Below are 16,386 nucleotides of genomic sequence, written 5' to 3'. Positions count from 1 at the left end.
TCGATTGTCCAGGTTTTTAAAGAACCGCTGCGCGGGCAGCGAAGAAGCGAAAGTTTGACCCATACAACTACTCCCGTCAACCCCCTCCAGCGCCCCAACTCACCACCCAGACACCGGAAGTACCGCTCCCCTTCCCCCGACCGATGCGCCGCTTCCAAGCCCTCCGGAAGCACCGCATCCAGCCAAAGAGGCGCGAATTATAAAGACCTCAAACAGCCTGTCAACAAATTCCGACTTTCATGACATTCGACTCACGAATACCTCAATAGCCGCCCGGCGCGCCGGCGTAGTTCTCGAAGCGGGTGCTCTCGCCGATGAAGGTGAGCCGCACCATGCCGGTGGGGCCGTTACGGTGCTTGCCGATGATCAGCTCCGCGCTGCCCTTGTCGGGCGAATCGGGGTTGTACACCTCGTCGCGATAGATGAACATGATGATGTCCGCATCCTGTTCGATGGCGCCGGACTCACGCAGGTCGGACATCACCGGACGCTTGTTGGGGCGCTGCTCCAGGCTGCGGTTGAGCTGGGACAACGCGATGATGGGCACGTGCAGTTCCTTGGCCAGCGACTTCACCGAGCGCGAGATTTCCGACAGCTCGGCAGCCCGGTTGTCCCCATCGCGGGTGCTGCTCATCAGTTGCAGGTAGTCGATGACGATCAGGCCGAGCTTGCCGCACTGGCGCGCGAGGCGGCGGCAGCGGGCACGCAGGTCTATGGGGTTGAGGCCCGGCGTCTCGTCGATGTAGATGGGTGCGTCGTAGAGCTTGCCCATGGCCGCGGTGAGGCGCTGCCAATCCTCGTCGCCGAGGCGGCCCGAGCGGATCTTGCTCTGGTCGATGCGGCCGATGGAGGAGATGAAGCGGGTGGCGAGCTGGGTGCCGGGCATTTCCATGGAGAAGATGGCCACCGGCAGGCGGCACTCGACGGCGATGTGCTCGGCGACGTTGAGGGCGAACGTGGTCTTGCCCATGGCCGGACGGCCGGCGACCACGATCATGTCCGAGGGCTGCAGGCCGGAGGTCAGGCCGTCCAGATCCACGAGACCGGTGGGCACGCCGGTGACGTCGCTGGGGTTGTCGCGGTCGTAGAGTTCCTGCACCCGGTCCACCACCTGCTTGAGGATGGGCTGGATGGAGACGAAGCCGCTGGCATGGCGCGCGCCGGCCTCGGCGATCTCGAACACCTTGGCTTCGGCCTCGTCGAGCAGCAGCTTGGCGTCCTTGCCGGACGGGGCGAGGGCGCTGGCGGCGATCTCGTCGCCCACCGCCACCAGTTTGCGCAGGATGGCCCGCTCTCGCACGATCTCCGCATAGCGCCGGATGTTGGCCGCCGATGGGGTGCTGTTGGCGATTTCCGCCAGATAGGCGATGCCGCCGGCCTGCTCGGCCTCGCCGCTCTTCTCCAGCGATTCGAACACCGTCACCACGTCCGCCGGCTTACCGAAGTCGACGAGCTTGGCGATGTGGCGGTAGATGCGGCGGTGGTCGTCGCGATAGAAATCGGCCTCGCCGACCAGGTCGGCCACCCGCTCCCAGGCCGCGTTGTCTAGCAGGATGCCGCCGATCAGCGACTGCTCGGCTTCGAGCGAATGCGGCGGCAGCTTGAGGCCGGCCACCTGGGAATCGGCGAACTGATCCGGAAATCTGCTGCGGGTGCTGCTGTCCATGATCGGGGTCCGGGCGGGGTGGGAAGGAGAAGATTCTAACGGAGCGCAGCCGCTCTTCGGCGACGCAGAAACGACAAGGGGCTGCCGAAGCAGCCCCTTGCACGCGGGTACGGCCGACGCTTACTGCTGTTCGCCGAGCACGGAGACGTTGATGGTGGTCACCACGTCGGAGTGCAGCGCGACTTCCAGTTGGGAGTCGCCGACCTGCTTGAGCGGGCCTTCCGGCATGCGGATGGCGGAGCGCTCGATGTCGAAGCCCTGGGCGACCAGCGCTTCGGCGATGTCGGCGTTGCTCACGGAGCCGAACAGGCGGCCGTCCATACCGGCCTTGCGGGCCACTTGCACGGTCACGCCTTCCAGCTTGCCGGCCAGTTCCTGGGCGGCGGTCAGCTTTTCGGCCTGCAGGCGTTCGAGTTCGGCGCGGCGCGCTTCGAACTCGGCCTTGTTGGCTTCGGTGGCGCGCTTGGCCTTGCCTTGCGGGATCAGGAAGTTGCGCGCGTAGCCGTCCTTGACCTTGACCACGTCGCCCAGACCGCCGAGGTTGACGACCTTTTCGAGAAGAATGATCTGCATGTTTCCGTTCTCCCCTTACTGGTGCAGGTCGGTGTACGGCAGCAGCGCCAGGAAGCGGGCACGCTTGACGGCCACGGAGAGCTGGCGCTGGTAGCCGGCCTTGGTACCGGTGATGCGCGCCGGCATGATCTTGGCGTTCTCGGTGATGAAGTCCTTGAGGATGTCCACATCCTTGTAGTCGACTTCCTCGATCTTCTCCGCGGTGAAGCGGCAGAACTTGCGGCGCTTGAACAGGCCGCGGCCGCGGTCATCCTTCTTCTTGAACTTGGGCTTGAAAGCCATTTTCAGTTTCCTTCCAGAAATTCGATCTTGTTCAGGTGCAGCACCGGTGCCCGGCTGCGAAGACTCTTCGCGGCGAGAAAACCGGTGGCCCGTATCCTCATGCCCGGAGCCGCCACCGCCAGCAGGCCGGCCGCTTCGCCGACCGCCACCGCCTGCAGTTCCACCGAGACGTCCCGCGGAGCACCCGCTTCGACCTGCCTCGATTCATGCGCCAGAATGCAGTTCAGCACCGGCACCCCTGCTGGGGTTCGACGCAGCGGCTGCAGTTCTGCCAGCACGGCGTCGAGACGGACTTCGTTCAGCCCCGGATCATCCACCTCAGGCCGACTGGGTCTCGGCAGGCTTGTCTTCCTCGCCAGCGGCGGCGGGGGTCAGCGAGCGGGACTTCTCTTCCTTCATCATCGGCGACGGCGTGGTGACGGCCTTCTTCATCTTGACGACGAGGTGGCGCAGCACGGCATCGTTGAACTTGAAGGCGTGTTCCAGTTCGCCCAGGGCCTCACCGTCGGCCTCGATGTTCATGAGCACGTAGTGGGCCTTGTGCACCTTCTGGATCGGGTAGGCCAGTTGGCGGCGGCCCCAGTCTTCCAGGCGGTGGATCTGGCCGTTGCGGGCGGTGACGATCGCCTTGTAGCGATCGATCATCGCCGGGACCTGTTCGGACTGGTCCGGGTGGACGATGAAAACGATTTCGTAGTGTCGCATGCAGACTCCTTGCGGTTGATGACAGCCCCCCGGCATGCGAGAACCGGTGGGGCAAGGGAAGCCCGTGATATTAACAAGTTTTCCTGCGAAATCAAAGACCGCCCTGCGAGCCCCCGTCAAGGCGGCGCCGGTGCCGCGCCGATACAAATCCCTACTTACATCCCCGCGCCCCGTTGCGGGCACGCAGGACCCAGCATCGCGGTCAACCCCGCACCGGCACCGCGCCCGGCATCCGTACTTCCACAGCGGAGAAAGACCATGATCAAGAACCACTCCCGCAAGCTGTTCGCCGCGCTGCTGTGCGGCGGCCTGCTCAGCCTGGGCGGCACGGCCGAAGCCCGCGACAACGGGCACTTCCGGCAATTCGGTCCGGGCTGGGGCCAGCACAAGCACCAGTCCGCCAGGCAGCACTACGACGGGCGCCACCACTACGGTCCGATACAGGAAAAGGTGATCGTCCACAAGCACGTCTACCGCCCGGCTCCGCCGCGGGTCGTGCATCACTACCACTATCTGCCCTACCCGGCCTATCCGGCCTTCGGCTACCGCTACGACCCGCCGCAACCGGCGGTCGTCATCAGCCTGCCGCCCGTGGTGATCCCGATCCGCTGACCCCGCAGCGGATCAACGGGGACGGGTCTCCCAGATCTTCTGCAGGCGCTTGACCGATACCGGCATGGGCGTCTTCAGTTCCTGGGCGAACAGGCCGACCCGCAGTTCTTCCAGGAGCCAGCGGAATTCCTCGATCTGCGGGTCGTCCACCCCGGCGCGCCGCTTGGCGGTGCGCTCCCGTTCCCACTGCTGGGCCAGCGCACGCCACTCGGCCAGCAATTGCGCGTCCCGCGCCGGGTTGTTACGAAGCTTGTCCAGCCGGATCGCTGCACCCTTCAGGTAGCGCGGGAACTGGGCCAGGCGCTCCCACGGGAAGGCGACGAGGAAATCCTTGGGCAATAGGGCGGCGACCTGGGTCTGGATGTCGGCCACCGCGTCCGGGAAGGTCTTCAGCCCGGACAGGCGCTTTTGCAGCACGGCGTGCTCGGCCGCCAGTTGCCCCGCCAGGCGCATGAACTCCTGTGCCACCAGCGTGATGCGCGGCTTGGCCTCGGCGCAACGCCGGGCGAAGGCGTCGGCGTCCGTCGGCAGCGGTTCCAGCAGGCAGCAGCGGCGCAGCGTGGCCGCCACCAGGCGGGCCTTCAGTTCCGCTTCCGAACCGAAGCCCATCATCTGCAGCGCCAGTTCACGCAGTCCCGGCAGCTTTTCGATGGCGCGCACCTGGTCCTTGAGCGCCAGCGCGAACAGGCGTGCCAAGCCGCCGGCGTGTACACGCGCGGCTTCCTCCGGCGTGTCCCAGGGGCGCAGCGAGACGCTGTCGCCGTCGTCGTGCAGGGCGGGGAAACCGATCACCTCTCGCCCCGCCACGCGCACCTCAAGCAGTTCCGGCAAGGGGCCGAAGGTCCAGGCGGTCAGGCCGGTGAGCGCCCCGTCCGCCGCGGGCGCCTGCGCAGCCGGGGCCGCGGGTGCGGCCTTCTGAGCCGCCGCGGCGGGTGCCTCGGCCACACCCTCGATGCGCGCAGTGCGGAACTGGCTGGCGACCTGCTCGCGGAACTTCGTCCGCAGTTCGGCGAGGTTGCGCGACTGGCCCAGCACCCGGCCGTGCTCGTCCACCAGGCGGAAGTTCATGAAGCAGTGCGGGTTCAGGTTCTCGGCGCGGAAGCTCTCCGCGGGCAGCTTGAGGGACACCCGTTCCTCGACGAAGCGCTGCAGCGCGCGCAGCAGCGCTTCGTCGGCATCCAGTTCGCCGGCCTCGAACAGGGCCATGAAAGCCGCCGCGCTGTCGCCGATGGGCTGCAGGCGGTGGCGATGCTTCTGCGGCACGGTACGCAGCAGTGCCGCCACCTTTTCTTCCAGCAGGCCGGGCACGAGCCATTCGCAGCGGGTGGCGGGAATCTGGTTGAGCATGGCCAGCGGCACCGTGAGCGTCACGCCGTCGTCCGCCTCGCCCGGCGCGTGCAGGTAGGCGAGCTTGAGCTTCTGGCCGAGCACCTCGAAATGGGCCGGGAAGCGCTCGGTGGTGATGCCTTCGGCCTCGTGGCGCATCAGTTGCTCACGGGCAAGGTGAAGTAGTTTCGGCTCCGTCTTCTTGGCCTCCTTGCGCCAGCGCTCGAAGCTGGCCAGGTCCGCCACCTCGGGCGGCAGCTTGGCGTCGTAGAAGGCGTGGATCAGTTCCTCGTCCACCAGCACGTCGGGGCGGCGGCTCTTGTGCTCCAGGCGCTCGATCTCGGCCACCAGCTTGAGGTTATGGCGCAGGAAGGGCATGGCGCGGGCCGCGCCCTCGGCGATCTCGCCCTGCACCAGCCCCTCGCGGATGAAGAGTTCGCGGCACAGGGCCGGGTCGGTGTCGCGGTAGGACACGCCGCGGCGCGCGTACAGCACCAAGCCGTGCACCGTGCCGCGCTCCCAGGCGCGCACGCTGCCGGCGGTCTTGGACCAGTGCGGCTCATAGACGTGGCGGCGCAGCAGGTGGGCGCCCACCTCCTCGATCCATTCCGGCTCGATGCGCGCGAGGCAGCGGGCGAAGAGGCGCGTGGTCTCCACCAGTTCCGCGCCCATGATCCACTTGCCGGCCTTCTTCGCCAGCGTCGAGCCAGGATGGGGCCAGAAGCGGATGCCGCGGGCGCCGAGATAGCTGCCGGCCTGGGGGCCGGAGGCGTCCTCGGCGCGGCAGCCGATGTGGCCGAGCAGGCCCGCGAGCAGCGCCTTGTGCAGCGGCTCGTAGGGGATGGGGCGTGCTTCGCCGGCAGGGGCGGGTTCTTCCGCCCCGCCCTCCGGGTGCCAGCCGTGCTCGGCGCACAGGGCGTGGAGCTGGCTGTATACATCGCGCCATTCCCGCAGGCGCAGCCAGGACAGGTAGTGCTTCTTGCACCAGGCCTTCTGCTTGCTGGAGGACTCGTGGCGCTGCACCTCGGCCCACGCGCGCCACAGGTGGATGTACCAGAGGAATTCGGAGCGCTGGTCCTGTTCGCCGCCGCGGAAGCGCGCATGGGCCTGGTCGGCCGCGCCGGGGCTGTCCTGCGGGCGCTCGCGGGGGTCCTGCACCGACAGGGCGGCGGCCACCACCAGCATCTCGGCGAGGCACCCGCGTTCGCGCGCGGCCAGGATCATGCGCCCGACCTTGGGGTCCAGCGGCAGCTTGGCGAGTTCGCGCCCCACGGGGGTGAGGTCGCGCGCCTCGTCGTCGGTGACCGCGCCCAGTTCGGCGAGGAGCTGGTAGCCGTCGCCGATCATGCGCGGCAAAGGCGGGTCGATGAAGGGGAAGTCCTCCACCGCGCCCAGGCCCAGCGCCTTCATGCGCAGGATCACGCCGGCCAGCGACGAACGCAGGATCTCCGGGTCGGTGTGGGCCGGGCGGCGCTCGAAGTCCTCCTCGTCGTAGAGGCGGAAGCAGATGCCGTCCATGACCCGCCCGCATCGCCCGGCACGCTGGCGCGCGGCGGACTGGGCGACCTTCTCCACCTGCAGTTGCTCGACCTTGTTGCGATAGCTGTAGCGCTTGATGCGCGCCAACCCCGTATCGACCACGTAGCGGATGCCGGGCACTGTGAGGGAGGTCTCGGCCACATTGGTGGCCAGCACCACGCGGCGGCCTTGGGAGGCGGCGAACACGCGCGCCTGCTCCTGCGCCGACTGGCGCGCGAAGAGCGGCAGGACTTCGGTGCCGGCGGCGTGGTGGGCCTTCCTCAGCGCCTCGGCGGCCTCGCGGATTTCGCGCTCGCCGGGCAGGAACACCAGCACGTCGCCGGGGCCGCTGGCGTGGGCTTCGTCCACGGCATCCACCAGGGCTTCGTAGAGATCGCGCTTCCTGGCGTCGCGCCGGCTGGCAGTGCGCTCGGTTTCTTCCTCCTCGGCCACCGGGCGATAGCGCATCTCGATGGGGTACAGCCGCCCGGAGACCTCGATGACCGGCGCCGGATTGCCGGCCCCATCGGCAAAATGGCGGGCGAAGCGCTCCGCATCCAGCGTGGCGGAGGTGACGATGAGCTTCAGGTCCGGCCGGCGCGGCAGCAGCGTGCGCAGGTAGCCGAGCAGGAAGTCGATGTTCAGGCTGCGCTCGTGGGCCTCGTCCACGATCAGCGTGTCGTAGGCCGCCAGCCACGGGTCGCCCTGGGTTTCGGCGAGCAGGATGCCGTCGGTCATCAGCTTGATGCAGGACGACGGCGACAGCCGGTCGGTGAAGCGGATCTTGTAGCCCACCGCCTGGCCGAGCTCGGACTTCAGCTCCTGGGCGATGCGTGCCGCGGTGCTGCGCGCGGCGATGCGGCGCGGCTGGGTGTGGCCGATCAGGCCGTGCACGCCGCGCCCCAGTTCCAGGCAGATCTTGGGCAACTGGGTGGTCTTGCCGGAGCCGGTCTCGCCGCACACGATGATCACCTGGTGGGCGGCGATGGCGGCGGCGATCTCGCCGCGGCGCTGGTTGACCGGCAGCTCGGCGGGGAAATCCGGGCGCGGCAGCGCGGCGCGGCGGGCGGCCACCGCGGCGCGGGAACGCTGCCGCAGGTTTTCCAGATCGGCCTGCAGCTTGTCCCGTTTGGCGCCGCTGGCCCGTGCCAGCGCACGGGCAAGGCCGATCAGCCGGCCCCGGTCGGCCGCGAGGCAGTCGTCGAACGCCTGGCCCGCGGCATGTGCCGCCGGCTTCACGGACGAATGGTTCCGCACTCAGGCACGCAGCGCGTTGAACAGCGCGAACCCCACCCAGGCGGCGAGCAGCGCGCCCAGGACATGCGCCGCCGTATGGACCGCCAGCCAGCCCCAGGCGCCGCGCTGGGCGAGCAGCAGGCCTTCGGCGGAGAAGGTGGAGAAGGTCGTCAAACCGCCCAGCAGGCCGGTGGTGAGCAGCAGCTTGAGCGCCGGGGGCATCTCCGGCCAGGCCTGGACCGCGGCCAGCACGCCCCCCATCAGGAAGCCGCCCACCACGTTGACGGCCAGCGTGCCCAACGGCAGTGGTGCGAACAGGGGATTGAGCAGCATGCCCAGTCCCCAGCGCAGCCAGGTGCCGCAGGCGCCGCCGATACCGACCGCGGCAAAGGACAGAACGGAAACGTGGGCGGACATGGGTATCGGACCTGGACGGAGAACAGCGGGTGAACGGACCGCATTCTAACCGAGCCCCGGCGGATGCCCGCAGGGCGGGAAGGTATACTTGCGCGCCGCGGCGTCTCCCCGACGAGCCGGTACGGATATTGAATGGAACACAACATCTCGCTGATCACCACGATCGCAGCCGGCTTCGGCCTCGCGCTGATCCTCGGCTTCGTCGCGGAGCGGCTGCGCCTGCCCGCGCTGGTGGGCTATCTGCTCGCCGGCATCGTGATCGGCTGGCTGGTGGTGGAGGACCTAGCCACCGTGCTGGTGCTGGTGCCGCCCCTGGCCGGCGTGCTGGGCTCGCCGGTGGCCGGCGGCGGCGAGCCCGCGCCCCTGTGGCAGACCATAGGCCTGACCCTGTTACAGGTGGCCGGCTTCATCGCGGTGATGCTGCTGGTAGGGCGGCGCATCCTGCCCTGGCTGCTGTGGCAGGTGGCGCGCACCGGCTCGCGGGAGCTGTTCACCCTCTCCGTCGTCGCCGCGGCGATCAGCATCGCCTACGGCGCCGCGACGCTGTTTTCGGTGTCCTTCGCGCTGGGTGCCTTCTTCGCCGGCATGGTGATGCGCGAATCCGAGTTCAGCCACCGCGCCGCCGACCCGGCGGTGCTGGTGCAGGCCCACGTCGCCAATGCGGCGATGCTGGTGGTGGCGACCCCCGATCCGCTCAACGTGCGGCAGATGGCGGACATCGCCCGCACCCTCAACCCCGGCATCGAGATCGTGCTGCGCACCCACAGCGAGGAGGAATCCAGGCTGCTGCGCAAGGAAGGCCTGGATACGGTGTTCTTCGGCGAAGAGGAACTCGCCCGCGGCATGACGGGCCACGTGCTGCAGCGCTTCGGGGTGTAAGCGCCGAACGCCGTCGTGGCCCCGAGGCGTCTCAGCGTGAACACTCGCCCCGGGCGATCAGTTCGAAGCGGGTGTGGCTGCCGTCCCGCTCCTGCAACTCGAATGCCGCATCGTCCTTGGCGAGGATGGAATTGACGTCGACTTCCATCTCGACCCTCGGATCGCTGGTGCGCCAGAGCATGTTGTCTCCCTGTACCGCCCAGTAGCCCCGGTCCACCGCCCTGCCCTTGGTACCGTCCTTGTTTTCGGTCAGTTGATAGCGCCCGGATTCCTGCAGTTCGATGCGCATGGCCTTGCGGGCTCGCCCATAGGACCAGCTCCCGACGTACTCGCAGGGAATCCGCGTGTGATCGGCCCCGGTTTGCTCCCGGGCGAGGGCGGCCACCGGCCTGAGGATGCCGGTTTCGGCATCGAGACAGCCGCTCGCCTTTCTCACGCAACTGTCTTCGACGGCATCCACGGCCTTGAAGATGAGGATGTTGGCGATGAGGGGCAGGGCGAGAGCCAGGGCAACGCCGTAGAGGATCACCCGCAGGGTCCGGCGGAAGCCCCGGGAGCCGACCTGCGGCCGGGCCGGGCCATCGCCGGCCGGCTGCTCCCGCTCATGGCGGCGCAGCAGGCGACCCAGCAGACGCACCAGGGCATAGAACACCGCCGGACCGGCAATTGCGAGGGCGATCCAGCGGTATTCCCACAGCGCCGCGCCCGCCGGCCGGGGCGGTGACGAGGCCCGCGGCACGGCACGCGAGGCCGGTTCCACCCGTTCTTCCGGGACCGGCGCCGATCCGGTCGCCTCCTGGCCCGCAGCGGTCACGAAACCGTTGCAGGCGATCCGGCGCGTCTTGAAAGCCCCGTCCCCGCCGCCGGTGGAAACGGCCACGGCGGTGCCATCCTTCAGCACCGTCCTGCCGTCGGGGACGTCGGTGGAGAAATCTTGCGCGGGGTATGTGGTGACCAGGCCGGCGGCGGGGTCGAAGACGGCCAGCGCGTCCTTGCGCCAGGAGGCGATGCAGCCATCGGGCAGGCGCATCCCGTGGGTGCCCATGGGGCTCGTCTGGTCGAAGGCGTATTCCCAGTGGCGCCGTTCCCGGTTCCAGAACAGGCGCGGCGGGCTGCCGTTGTGATTGAGTTCCCGGTATCGCGTGGAGGCCGCCGTGGCATCCAGCCATTGCCCGGTGCGGGGGTCCAGGACTTGGGCATCGGGTCTGGCCGGCCGTACGGGCGTGCCGAACGGCAGGCGCTCCTGGCCCCATTCCACCTGGGTCCTGGCCCAGCCCAGCGTTTCCTCGTCGAAGATGAAGGCTTCCGAATGTCCCAGGACGATGGCCCGGCCGTCATCGAGCAATTCCAGGGCGATGCTGCGTTCTTCCCACCAGGGACGGGGCTTCGCATCCGGCACTTTCTCCGCCACGAAGTTCTTGCAGGATTGCCAGTCCCGCCCGTCGGGCAGCGCCGTTTCGCAGACGAGGTGGTCGTCGCGGCGCCCCAGGTGCAGCACCCGCCCAGAAGGCAACTGGATGGCCTGACCCGGCGTCCCGATCATGGTCTTCAGCCGGCCGCCCTTGCGCCACAGGCCATCGGACGGGCTCCAGATGAAGCTGCCCAGCCCGCCCGGCCGCGCGTCCGGGACGTGGGCCACGACCATGAGACGGCCGTCCGCCAGGGGCAGCAGCGTAGGCCCCGAGGACCAGGGCGGCGGCTGGACCGTCACCGCCGGCAGCTCCCATTGGCCGGTCTGCGTGTCATGGATCGCCAGCGGCACGCCGGTTGTGGAAATGGACAGCAACTCGCCGGATGCCAGTTCCGCCAGGCGGGCCTCCACGTCCTGCAGGGGCGGGGTCGCCGACCAGGCCGCCGCGCCCGGCGGCAGGCGCCCGGAACGGATCGCCAGCGTGCCATCGGCCAACTCCACCAGGCTTGCCGGGTCCCTTCCGTCCGTGATGGCGGGGAGTTCCCGCCACTTCCCGCTGCCGGCCTCCCACAAGAGCGGCACGCTGCGACCGTCCGCGTAGGGACTCAAGGGGCGCAGCCGGGCCATGACCACGCTGCCGTTCCGCAGCACCCGGGTCACGGGGCTCCCCATCCACCAGAGGTGAGGCAGGGGGTCGATGGCCGTCACGGCGCCCGATCGGCTGTCCCAGATTTCCGCACTGTCCAGCGGGATGCCATACCAGCCCGCGGGTTCGTCCTTGCAGTCGCCCCGCTCCTCGCCGGCAGCTTCCTCGCCAGCCAGTTGGCCATCGCGCCCCTCGGCGCAGGAGTAGCCGGGGAAGAACTCCACCCGCGCCCCGCCCGCGAACAGTACCCGCCCGTCCGGCAGGATGGCGATTCCGGCACCGGCGCGGGGGGCCACCTCCACGGACCGGGGCTCAACACGGCCACTCGCCACATTCCAGATCCACGCCCGGTAGGCCCCGGGTATTTCCGCTTCGTTCTCACCCGCCTCCCGGGAGGCAAGGAAGAGCACGCTGCCATCTTGCCGCAGGCCCATGTGCGCCCGTTCGTCCGCCTCGAAGCGGATTTCGCGCAGCATCTTCCAGGTGCCGGAAACCGGCTCCCACACTTCCGGGTGGTTCGCGGCCCTCTCCCTGGGAGCCTGGGGAGTCGCAGCCATACCGCCTGCCACCACCACGGAGCCATCGGGCAGGGCCAGGGCCTGGTGGTCGGTGCGCGGCTGGTTCAAGCGGCCGGTGCGGGCGAAGCGCCGGGTCCGGGGATCGAAGGTTTCCGCCCAATCCACCAGCCCCTCTTCCCTGCCCCCGCCGGCGATGAGGATGTGCCCGTCGGTGCTCACCGTCACCGTATGGCCGTAGCGCGGCTGGAAATGGGTGAGTGGCCGTGCTGCCTCGCCGTCCCCGACATCGGAGGCGTCCGTGCGCCCGGCAACGGAGGACGGCGGTTCGTCGCTGGCCCTGGATGCGAAGGTGAAGGAGACCGTCAGGAGGACGAGCAGGACATTCCGGCAGCGAAGGGCGCGAAGGGACATCTGGCCATAACCGTGTCATGGAGGCGGCTAGTCTGGAATGCCGCGTCCATCAGGTCAAGCCGGATGCCGCCGCCATGGGCCGGCACCGTGCGGAGCCGCTCAGCGATGCACGATCAGCATGTCGCAGGGCAGCCAGTCGAGCATCCGGGCCGCGGTGCTGCCCAGCAGGATGCCGCCCAGGCCGGACCGGCCCTGCGTGCCCATGACCACCAGGTCCACGTCGTTCTCCCGCACGTGCCTGGTCAGCGTGGTTTCCAGGGGGCCGAAGGTGACCGTCAGGCGCAGGGACTGGCCGGCGGCTTCCGGGACGGGGCAGGCATCGAGAAAGGCAGCATATTCGCTTCGTTCGATGCCCTGGCGGATGGACTGGGTGGCCGCTTCGTCCGGCTGGATGCCCATGGGGGAGAGGTGGGAGTGGAAGAGTTCCGCCTCGCGCCCGGGAAGGAAGGCCAACGCCTGTTGCAGCGCCCGGCAGGAGGGCATGGAAAAGTCCGTGGCCACCACGACCCGGCGATAGGGGCCGCGCACCCGGTTGCGGACCACCAGCAGGGGCGGGGTGTCCATGCGCGCCAGGCGTTCCACGTTGGAGCCGGGCAGGAAGCGCCCCAGCACCTCGCTGCGGGCCATGCCGGTGACGATGAGCCCGGCGCCGCTCTCCTCGGCCGCGCCGCGGATCGCGTCGGCCACGTCGCCCCGGGCGATGCGCAGGCTGGCGCGCACCTCCAGCCCCGCCAGTTCCCGCATCAGTTCCCGCCGGGCGAGGATGTCCGCATCGCCGGCATCTTCGTCCGTACTCCAGCGCAGGGCCAGGTCGGGCTCCTGGGGCCCTTCCAGCACGTGGAGCGCCACCAGTTCGGCATTCCACTCGCCGGCCAGTTGGGCGGCGCGGTCCAGCGGACGGTCGCAGCGCGCGCTCAGATCGGTCCCCAACACCACCGCCGCAGGCTGCCCGCTCGCCATCACACCGCTTCTCCCTGTCTATCCACGTCCGCTCCGGTCGGGCCGATGATGCCCCAACTCGGCGCATCCCGCCATGCGACGGGCCTCAGGCGGCCTGTTCCGCCACCGCCTCGCCCATGGCACGCATGTCGGCGCCGCTCGGGTGCTGGAACACGCGCAGGCCGAATTCCGGCACGATGGCCAGCAGGTGGTCGAAGATGTCGGACTGGATGCCTTCATACGCCACCCAGGCGATGGTGTTGGTGAAGCAGTACAGTTCCAGCGGCAGGCCGTCGGCGGTGGGGTCGAGCTGGCGCACGATCAGCGTCATGCCCTGGTGGATGCCGGGGTGCTTGCGCAGGTAGTGCTCGATGTAGGCGCGGAAGGTGCCGATGTTGGTCAGGCGGCGGTGGTTGACCTCCGCGCTGGCGTCGGCGGCGTGGGCGTTGTTCCATTCGCCCAGTTCGCTGCGCTTGGTGGCCAGGTACCCGGAGAGCAGCGCGATACGGCCCAGGCGGGCGATTTCCTCGTCGGTGAGGAAACGCACACTCTGCTGGTCCAGGTAGATGCTGCGCTTGATGCGCCGGCCGCCGGACTCCTGCATGCCGCGCCAGTTCTTGAACGAATCGGTGATCAGCTTCTTGGTCGGGATGGTGGTGATGGTCTTGTCCCAGTTCTGCACCTTCACCGTGTGCAGCGCGATGTCGATCACGTCGCCGTCGGCGTTCTGCGCCGGCATCTCGATCCAGTCGCCCACCCGCACCATGTCGTTGGAACCCAGTTGCACGCTGGCCACCAGGGACAGCAGCGTGTCCTGGAAGATCAGCATCAGCACCGCGGCCATCGCGCCCAGGCCGGAGAGCAGGATCAGCGGCGAACGGTCGATGAGGTTGGCGATGACGAGGATGGTCGCCACCGCGTAGATGACGATCTTGGCCACCTGCAAATAGCCCTTGATCGGCCGGCGATGGGCGTCCGGGCGGCGCTCGTAGAGCCCGTTGACCAGATCCAGCACGCCGCCCACCGCCAGCGCGATGGTCAGGGCCACGAAGGCGTTGCAGACATTGACCACCACCTTCACCAGCGCCTCGGGCAGCCCCGGCACCGCCCCGATGCCGGTGGACAGCACCAGCGCCGGCACCGCATTGGCCAGGCGGGCGATGACCCGCATCAGGTGGGAGCGGTCGCCCTCCACCCGGTCCAGCGTCTCCACCAGGCGACGCAGGCCGCGCAGCAGGACGTGCTTGGTGATCCAGTTGGCCAGCCAGGCGAGCAGCACCAGCAGGCCCAGGGCGGTGAGCGAATAGGCCAGCGGCTGTTGCGCCAGCCATTCATGCCATCGTGCTATCCATTCAGCCATGAATCCTCCGACATCCTTCCGCTATCCGGGGATTATAGCGGCGGGCTTCGGCTACAATGCCCGCCAACGCTTCAACCCCGCCGCAATCGCCATCCGTACAGAGCACCCGATGACCCAGCATACGCCCGCCGACAAGGCGCCAGCCGCCGCGAGCAACTTCATCCGCAACATCGTCGAAGAGGACAACCGCAGCGGCAAGTGGAACGGCCGCGTGGAAACCCGCTTCCCGCCCGAGCCCAACGGCTACCTGCACTACGGCCATGCCAAGTCCATCTGCCTGAACTTCGGCCTGGCCGAACAGTACGGCGGCGTGTGCCACCTGCGCTTCGACGACACCAACCCGGAGAAGGAAGAGCAGGAATACGTGGATTCCATCGTGGACGCCGTGCGCTGGCTGGGCTACGACTGGGGTCCGCACCAGTATTTCGCCTCCGACTACTTCGACCGCATGTACGAGTACGCGGAATACCTGATCCGCGCCGGCAGGGCCTACGTGGATTCGCTTTCCGCCGAGGACATGCGCGCCTACCGCGGCACGCTCACCGAGCCGGGCAAGGACAGCCCCTGGCGCGGCCGCGGCGTGGACGAGAACCTGGATCTCTTCCGCCGCATGCGCGACGGCGAGTTCCCCGACGGCGCCCACGCGCTGCGGGCGAAGATCGACATGGCGAGCCCCAACATCAACCTGCGCGACCCGGTCATCTACCGCATCCGCAAGGCCGCCCACCACCGCGCCGGGGACAAGTGGTGCGTGTACCCCCTGTACACCTTCGCCCACCCCATCGAGGACGCCATCGAGCGCATCACCCATTCCATCTGCACGCTGGAATTCGAGGATCAGCGCCCCTTCTACGACTGGCTGCTGGACGCGCTCACCGAAGGCGGCTACTTCCCGCGCCCGCTGCCCCAGCAGATCGAGTTCGCCCGCCTCAACCTGACCTACGTGGTGCTCTCCAAGCGCAAGCTGATCCAGTTGGTGGAGGAAGGCTTCGTGGCCGGCTGGGACGACCCGCGCCTGCCCACCCTGATCGGCGCCCGCCGGCGCGGCTACACGCCGGAAGGCTTCCGCCTGTTCGCGGAGCGCATCGGCGTGTCCAAGGCGGATTCGTGGATCGACATCAGCGTGCTGGAAGAATGCATGCGCGAGCATCTCAACGAAGCGGCCGAGCGCCGCGTCGCCGTGCTCGACCCGTTGAGGCTCGTCATCACCAACTACCCGGAAGGCCAGTCGGAACTGTGCCAGGCGCCCAACCACCCCTTGAAGCCGGAACTGGGCAAGCGCGACATGCCTTTCGGCCGCGAACTGTGGATAGAGCGCGAGGACTTCATGGAAGAGCCGGTCAAGGGCTACCACCGCCTCTACCCCGGCAACATGGCGCGCCTGCGCTACGGCTTCGTCATCAAGTGCACCGGCTGCGAGAAGGACGCCGACGGCCGCGTCACCGCAGTGCTCGCCGAGTACATGCCGGACTCGAAGTCCGGCACGCCCGGCGCCGACAACTACAAGGTCAAGGGCAACCTGCACTGGGTCTCCGCTGCCCACGGCTACCAGGCCGAAGTGCGCCTCTACGACCGCCTCTTCGCCCACCCCTACCCCGGCGCCCGCCGCGAGGGTGATGCGGAAGGCGTGGAGCGCAGCTTCCTGGACGACCTCAACCCGGGCTCCGTGCGCGTCATCCGCGCCTGGTTGGAACCGGCCCTGAAGCAGGCTCGGCCCGAGGAGCGCTTCCAGTTCGAACGCCACGGCTACTTCGTCGCCGACCGCCTGGATTCCCGCGACGGCGCGCCGGTGTTCAACCGCACGGTGACGCTCAAGGACACCTGGAAGAAGTAGGCCCGCACTTGCCCGCGGTGACGATCCGGGTAGCATGGACGCCGTGCTGAACA

The 16,386-nt window shown here is 68.6% G+C and carries 13 protein-coding genes; 3 read left to right on the top strand and 10 right to left on the bottom strand.

The features are described 5' to 3' along the window. Positions 1–262 precede the first annotated feature (262 nt). From dnaB to rpsF, 5 genes are all read right to left on the bottom strand, one after another. On the bottom strand, positions 263–1,666 hold the full coding sequence (gene dnaB, locus E6O51_RS17980; protein WP_136386395.1) for a replicative DNA helicase: 1,404 nt from the start codon (positions 1,664–1,666) through the stop codon (positions 263–265). A gap of 120 nt (positions 1,667–1,786) precedes the next feature. Further along, positions 1,787–2,239 carry a 50S ribosomal protein L9 gene (gene rplI / locus E6O51_RS17975; RefSeq protein ID WP_136386394.1) on the bottom strand — a complete coding sequence of 151 codons (453 nt, stop codon included), beginning with the start codon at positions 2,237–2,239 and terminating at the stop codon, positions 1,787–1,789. Positions 2,240–2,254: 15 nt separating this feature from the next. After that, entirely contained in the window at positions 2,255–2,521 is a 267-nt protein-coding gene (gene rpsR, locus E6O51_RS17970) for a 30S ribosomal protein S18 (RefSeq protein ID WP_136386393.1), read from the bottom strand. Positions 2,522–2,523: 2 nt separating this feature from the next. Then, a complete protein-coding gene (priB, locus tag E6O51_RS17965; protein ID WP_136386392.1) occupies positions 2,524–2,838 on the bottom strand; it encodes a primosomal replication protein N in 315 nt (104 codons plus the stop codon). Between the two features lies 1 nt (position 2,839). Next, positions 2,840–3,226 (bottom strand): 30S ribosomal protein S6, encoded by a 387-nt coding sequence (gene rpsF / locus E6O51_RS17960; protein ID WP_136386391.1) that lies wholly within the window; start codon positions 3,224–3,226, stop codon positions 2,840–2,842. A gap of 258 nt (positions 3,227–3,484) precedes the next feature. Between rpsF and E6O51_RS17955 the strand changes: the two genes are divergently transcribed. After that, complete coding sequence (locus E6O51_RS17955) at positions 3,485–3,838, top strand: hypothetical protein (RefSeq protein WP_136386390.1); 354 nt, start codon at positions 3,485–3,487, stop codon at positions 3,836–3,838. Positions 3,839–3,850: 12 nt separating this feature from the next. On the opposite strand, the gene hrpA is transcribed toward E6O51_RS17955, so the two are convergent. Together hrpA and crcB are read right to left on the bottom strand one after the other, a co-directional pair. Then, positions 3,851–7,921: an ATP-dependent RNA helicase HrpA gene (hrpA, locus tag E6O51_RS17950; RefSeq protein WP_136386389.1), complete on the bottom strand. Its 4,071-nt coding sequence runs from the start codon at positions 7,919–7,921 to the stop codon at positions 3,851–3,853. An 18-nt stretch (positions 7,922–7,939) separates the two neighbouring features. After that, positions 7,940–8,335, bottom strand: a complete 396-nt coding sequence (gene crcB, locus E6O51_RS17945) for a fluoride efflux transporter CrcB (protein ID WP_136386388.1) — start codon at positions 8,333–8,335, stop codon at positions 7,940–7,942. Between the two features lie 132 nt (positions 8,336–8,467). Between crcB and E6O51_RS17940 the strand changes: the two genes are divergently transcribed. Then, positions 8,468–9,214 (top strand): cation:proton antiporter domain-containing protein, encoded by a 747-nt coding sequence (locus E6O51_RS17940; protein ID WP_136386387.1) that lies wholly within the window; start codon positions 8,468–8,470, stop codon positions 9,212–9,214. Between the two features lie 31 nt (positions 9,215–9,245). On the opposite strand, the gene E6O51_RS17935 is transcribed toward E6O51_RS17940, so the two are convergent. The 3 genes from E6O51_RS17935 to E6O51_RS17925 all read right to left on the bottom strand — a co-directional run bounded on the left by E6O51_RS17935 (position 9,246) and on the right by E6O51_RS17925 (position 14,499). Beyond that, a complete protein-coding gene (locus E6O51_RS17935; RefSeq protein ID WP_136386386.1) occupies positions 9,246–12,200 on the bottom strand; it encodes a Kelch repeat-containing protein in 2,955 nt (984 codons plus the stop codon). A 99-nt stretch (positions 12,201–12,299) separates the two neighbouring features. Continuing rightward, positions 12,300–13,160, bottom strand: a complete 861-nt coding sequence (locus E6O51_RS17930; RefSeq protein WP_136386385.1) for a universal stress protein — start codon at positions 13,158–13,160, stop codon at positions 12,300–12,302. Positions 13,161–13,245: 85 nt separating this feature from the next. Next, positions 13,246–14,499, bottom strand: a complete 1,254-nt coding sequence (locus E6O51_RS17925; protein WP_136386384.1) for a mechanosensitive ion channel family protein — start codon at positions 14,497–14,499, stop codon at positions 13,246–13,248. 109 nt (positions 14,500–14,608) lie between these two features. Between E6O51_RS17925 and E6O51_RS17920 the strand changes: the two genes are divergently transcribed. After that, positions 14,609–16,333: a glutamine--tRNA ligase/YqeY domain fusion protein gene (locus E6O51_RS17920; RefSeq protein ID WP_136386383.1), complete on the top strand. Its 1,725-nt coding sequence runs from the start codon at positions 14,609–14,611 to the stop codon at positions 16,331–16,333. The last annotated feature ends 53 nt before the right edge of the window (positions 16,334–16,386 follow it).

Source organism: Pseudothauera rhizosphaerae (genome assembly GCF_004801305.1).
GTDB lineage: Bacteria > Pseudomonadota > Gammaproteobacteria > Burkholderiales > Rhodocyclaceae > Pseudothauera > Pseudothauera rhizosphaerae.
The sequence above is the reverse complement of the archived record's forward strand: the minus strand, read 5'-3'. Positions and strand labels throughout refer to the sequence as shown.

Excerpts from the sequence above, each read along its gene's own strand:
- dnaB (WP_136386395.1), bottom strand. The coding sequence starts at position 1,666 with ATGGACAGCAGCACCCGCAGCAGATTTCCGGATCAGTTCGCCGATTCC.
- rplI (WP_136386394.1), bottom strand. The coding sequence starts at position 2,239 with ATGCAGATCATTCTTCTCGAAAAGGTCGTCAACCTCGGCGGTCTGGGC.
- rpsR (WP_136386393.1), bottom strand. The coding sequence starts at position 2,521 with ATGGCTTTCAAGCCCAAGTTCAAGAAGAAGGATGACCGCGGCCGCGGC.
- rpsF (WP_136386391.1), bottom strand. The coding sequence starts at position 3,226 with ATGCGACACTACGAAATCGTTTTCATCGTCCACCCGGACCAGTCCGAA.
- E6O51_RS17955 (WP_136386390.1), top strand. The coding sequence starts at position 3,485 with ATGATCAAGAACCACTCCCGCAAGCTGTTCGCCGCGCTGCTGTGCGGC.
- crcB (WP_136386388.1), bottom strand. The coding sequence starts at position 8,335 with ATGTCCGCCCACGTTTCCGTTCTGTCCTTTGCCGCGGTCGGTATCGGC.
- E6O51_RS17940 (WP_136386387.1), top strand. The coding sequence starts at position 8,468 with ATGGAACACAACATCTCGCTGATCACCACGATCGCAGCCGGCTTCGGC.
- E6O51_RS17935 (WP_136386386.1), bottom strand. The coding sequence starts at position 12,200 with ATGTCCCTTCGCGCCCTTCGCTGCCGGAATGTCCTGCTCGTCCTCCTG.
- E6O51_RS17930 (WP_136386385.1), bottom strand. The coding sequence starts at position 13,160 with ATGGCGAGCGGGCAGCCTGCGGCGGTGGTGTTGGGGACCGATCTGAGC.
- E6O51_RS17925 (WP_136386384.1), bottom strand. The coding sequence starts at position 14,499 with ATGGCTGAATGGATAGCACGATGGCATGAATGGCTGGCGCAACAGCCG.
- E6O51_RS17920 (WP_136386383.1), top strand. The coding sequence starts at position 14,609 with ATGACCCAGCATACGCCCGCCGACAAGGCGCCAGCCGCCGCGAGCAAC.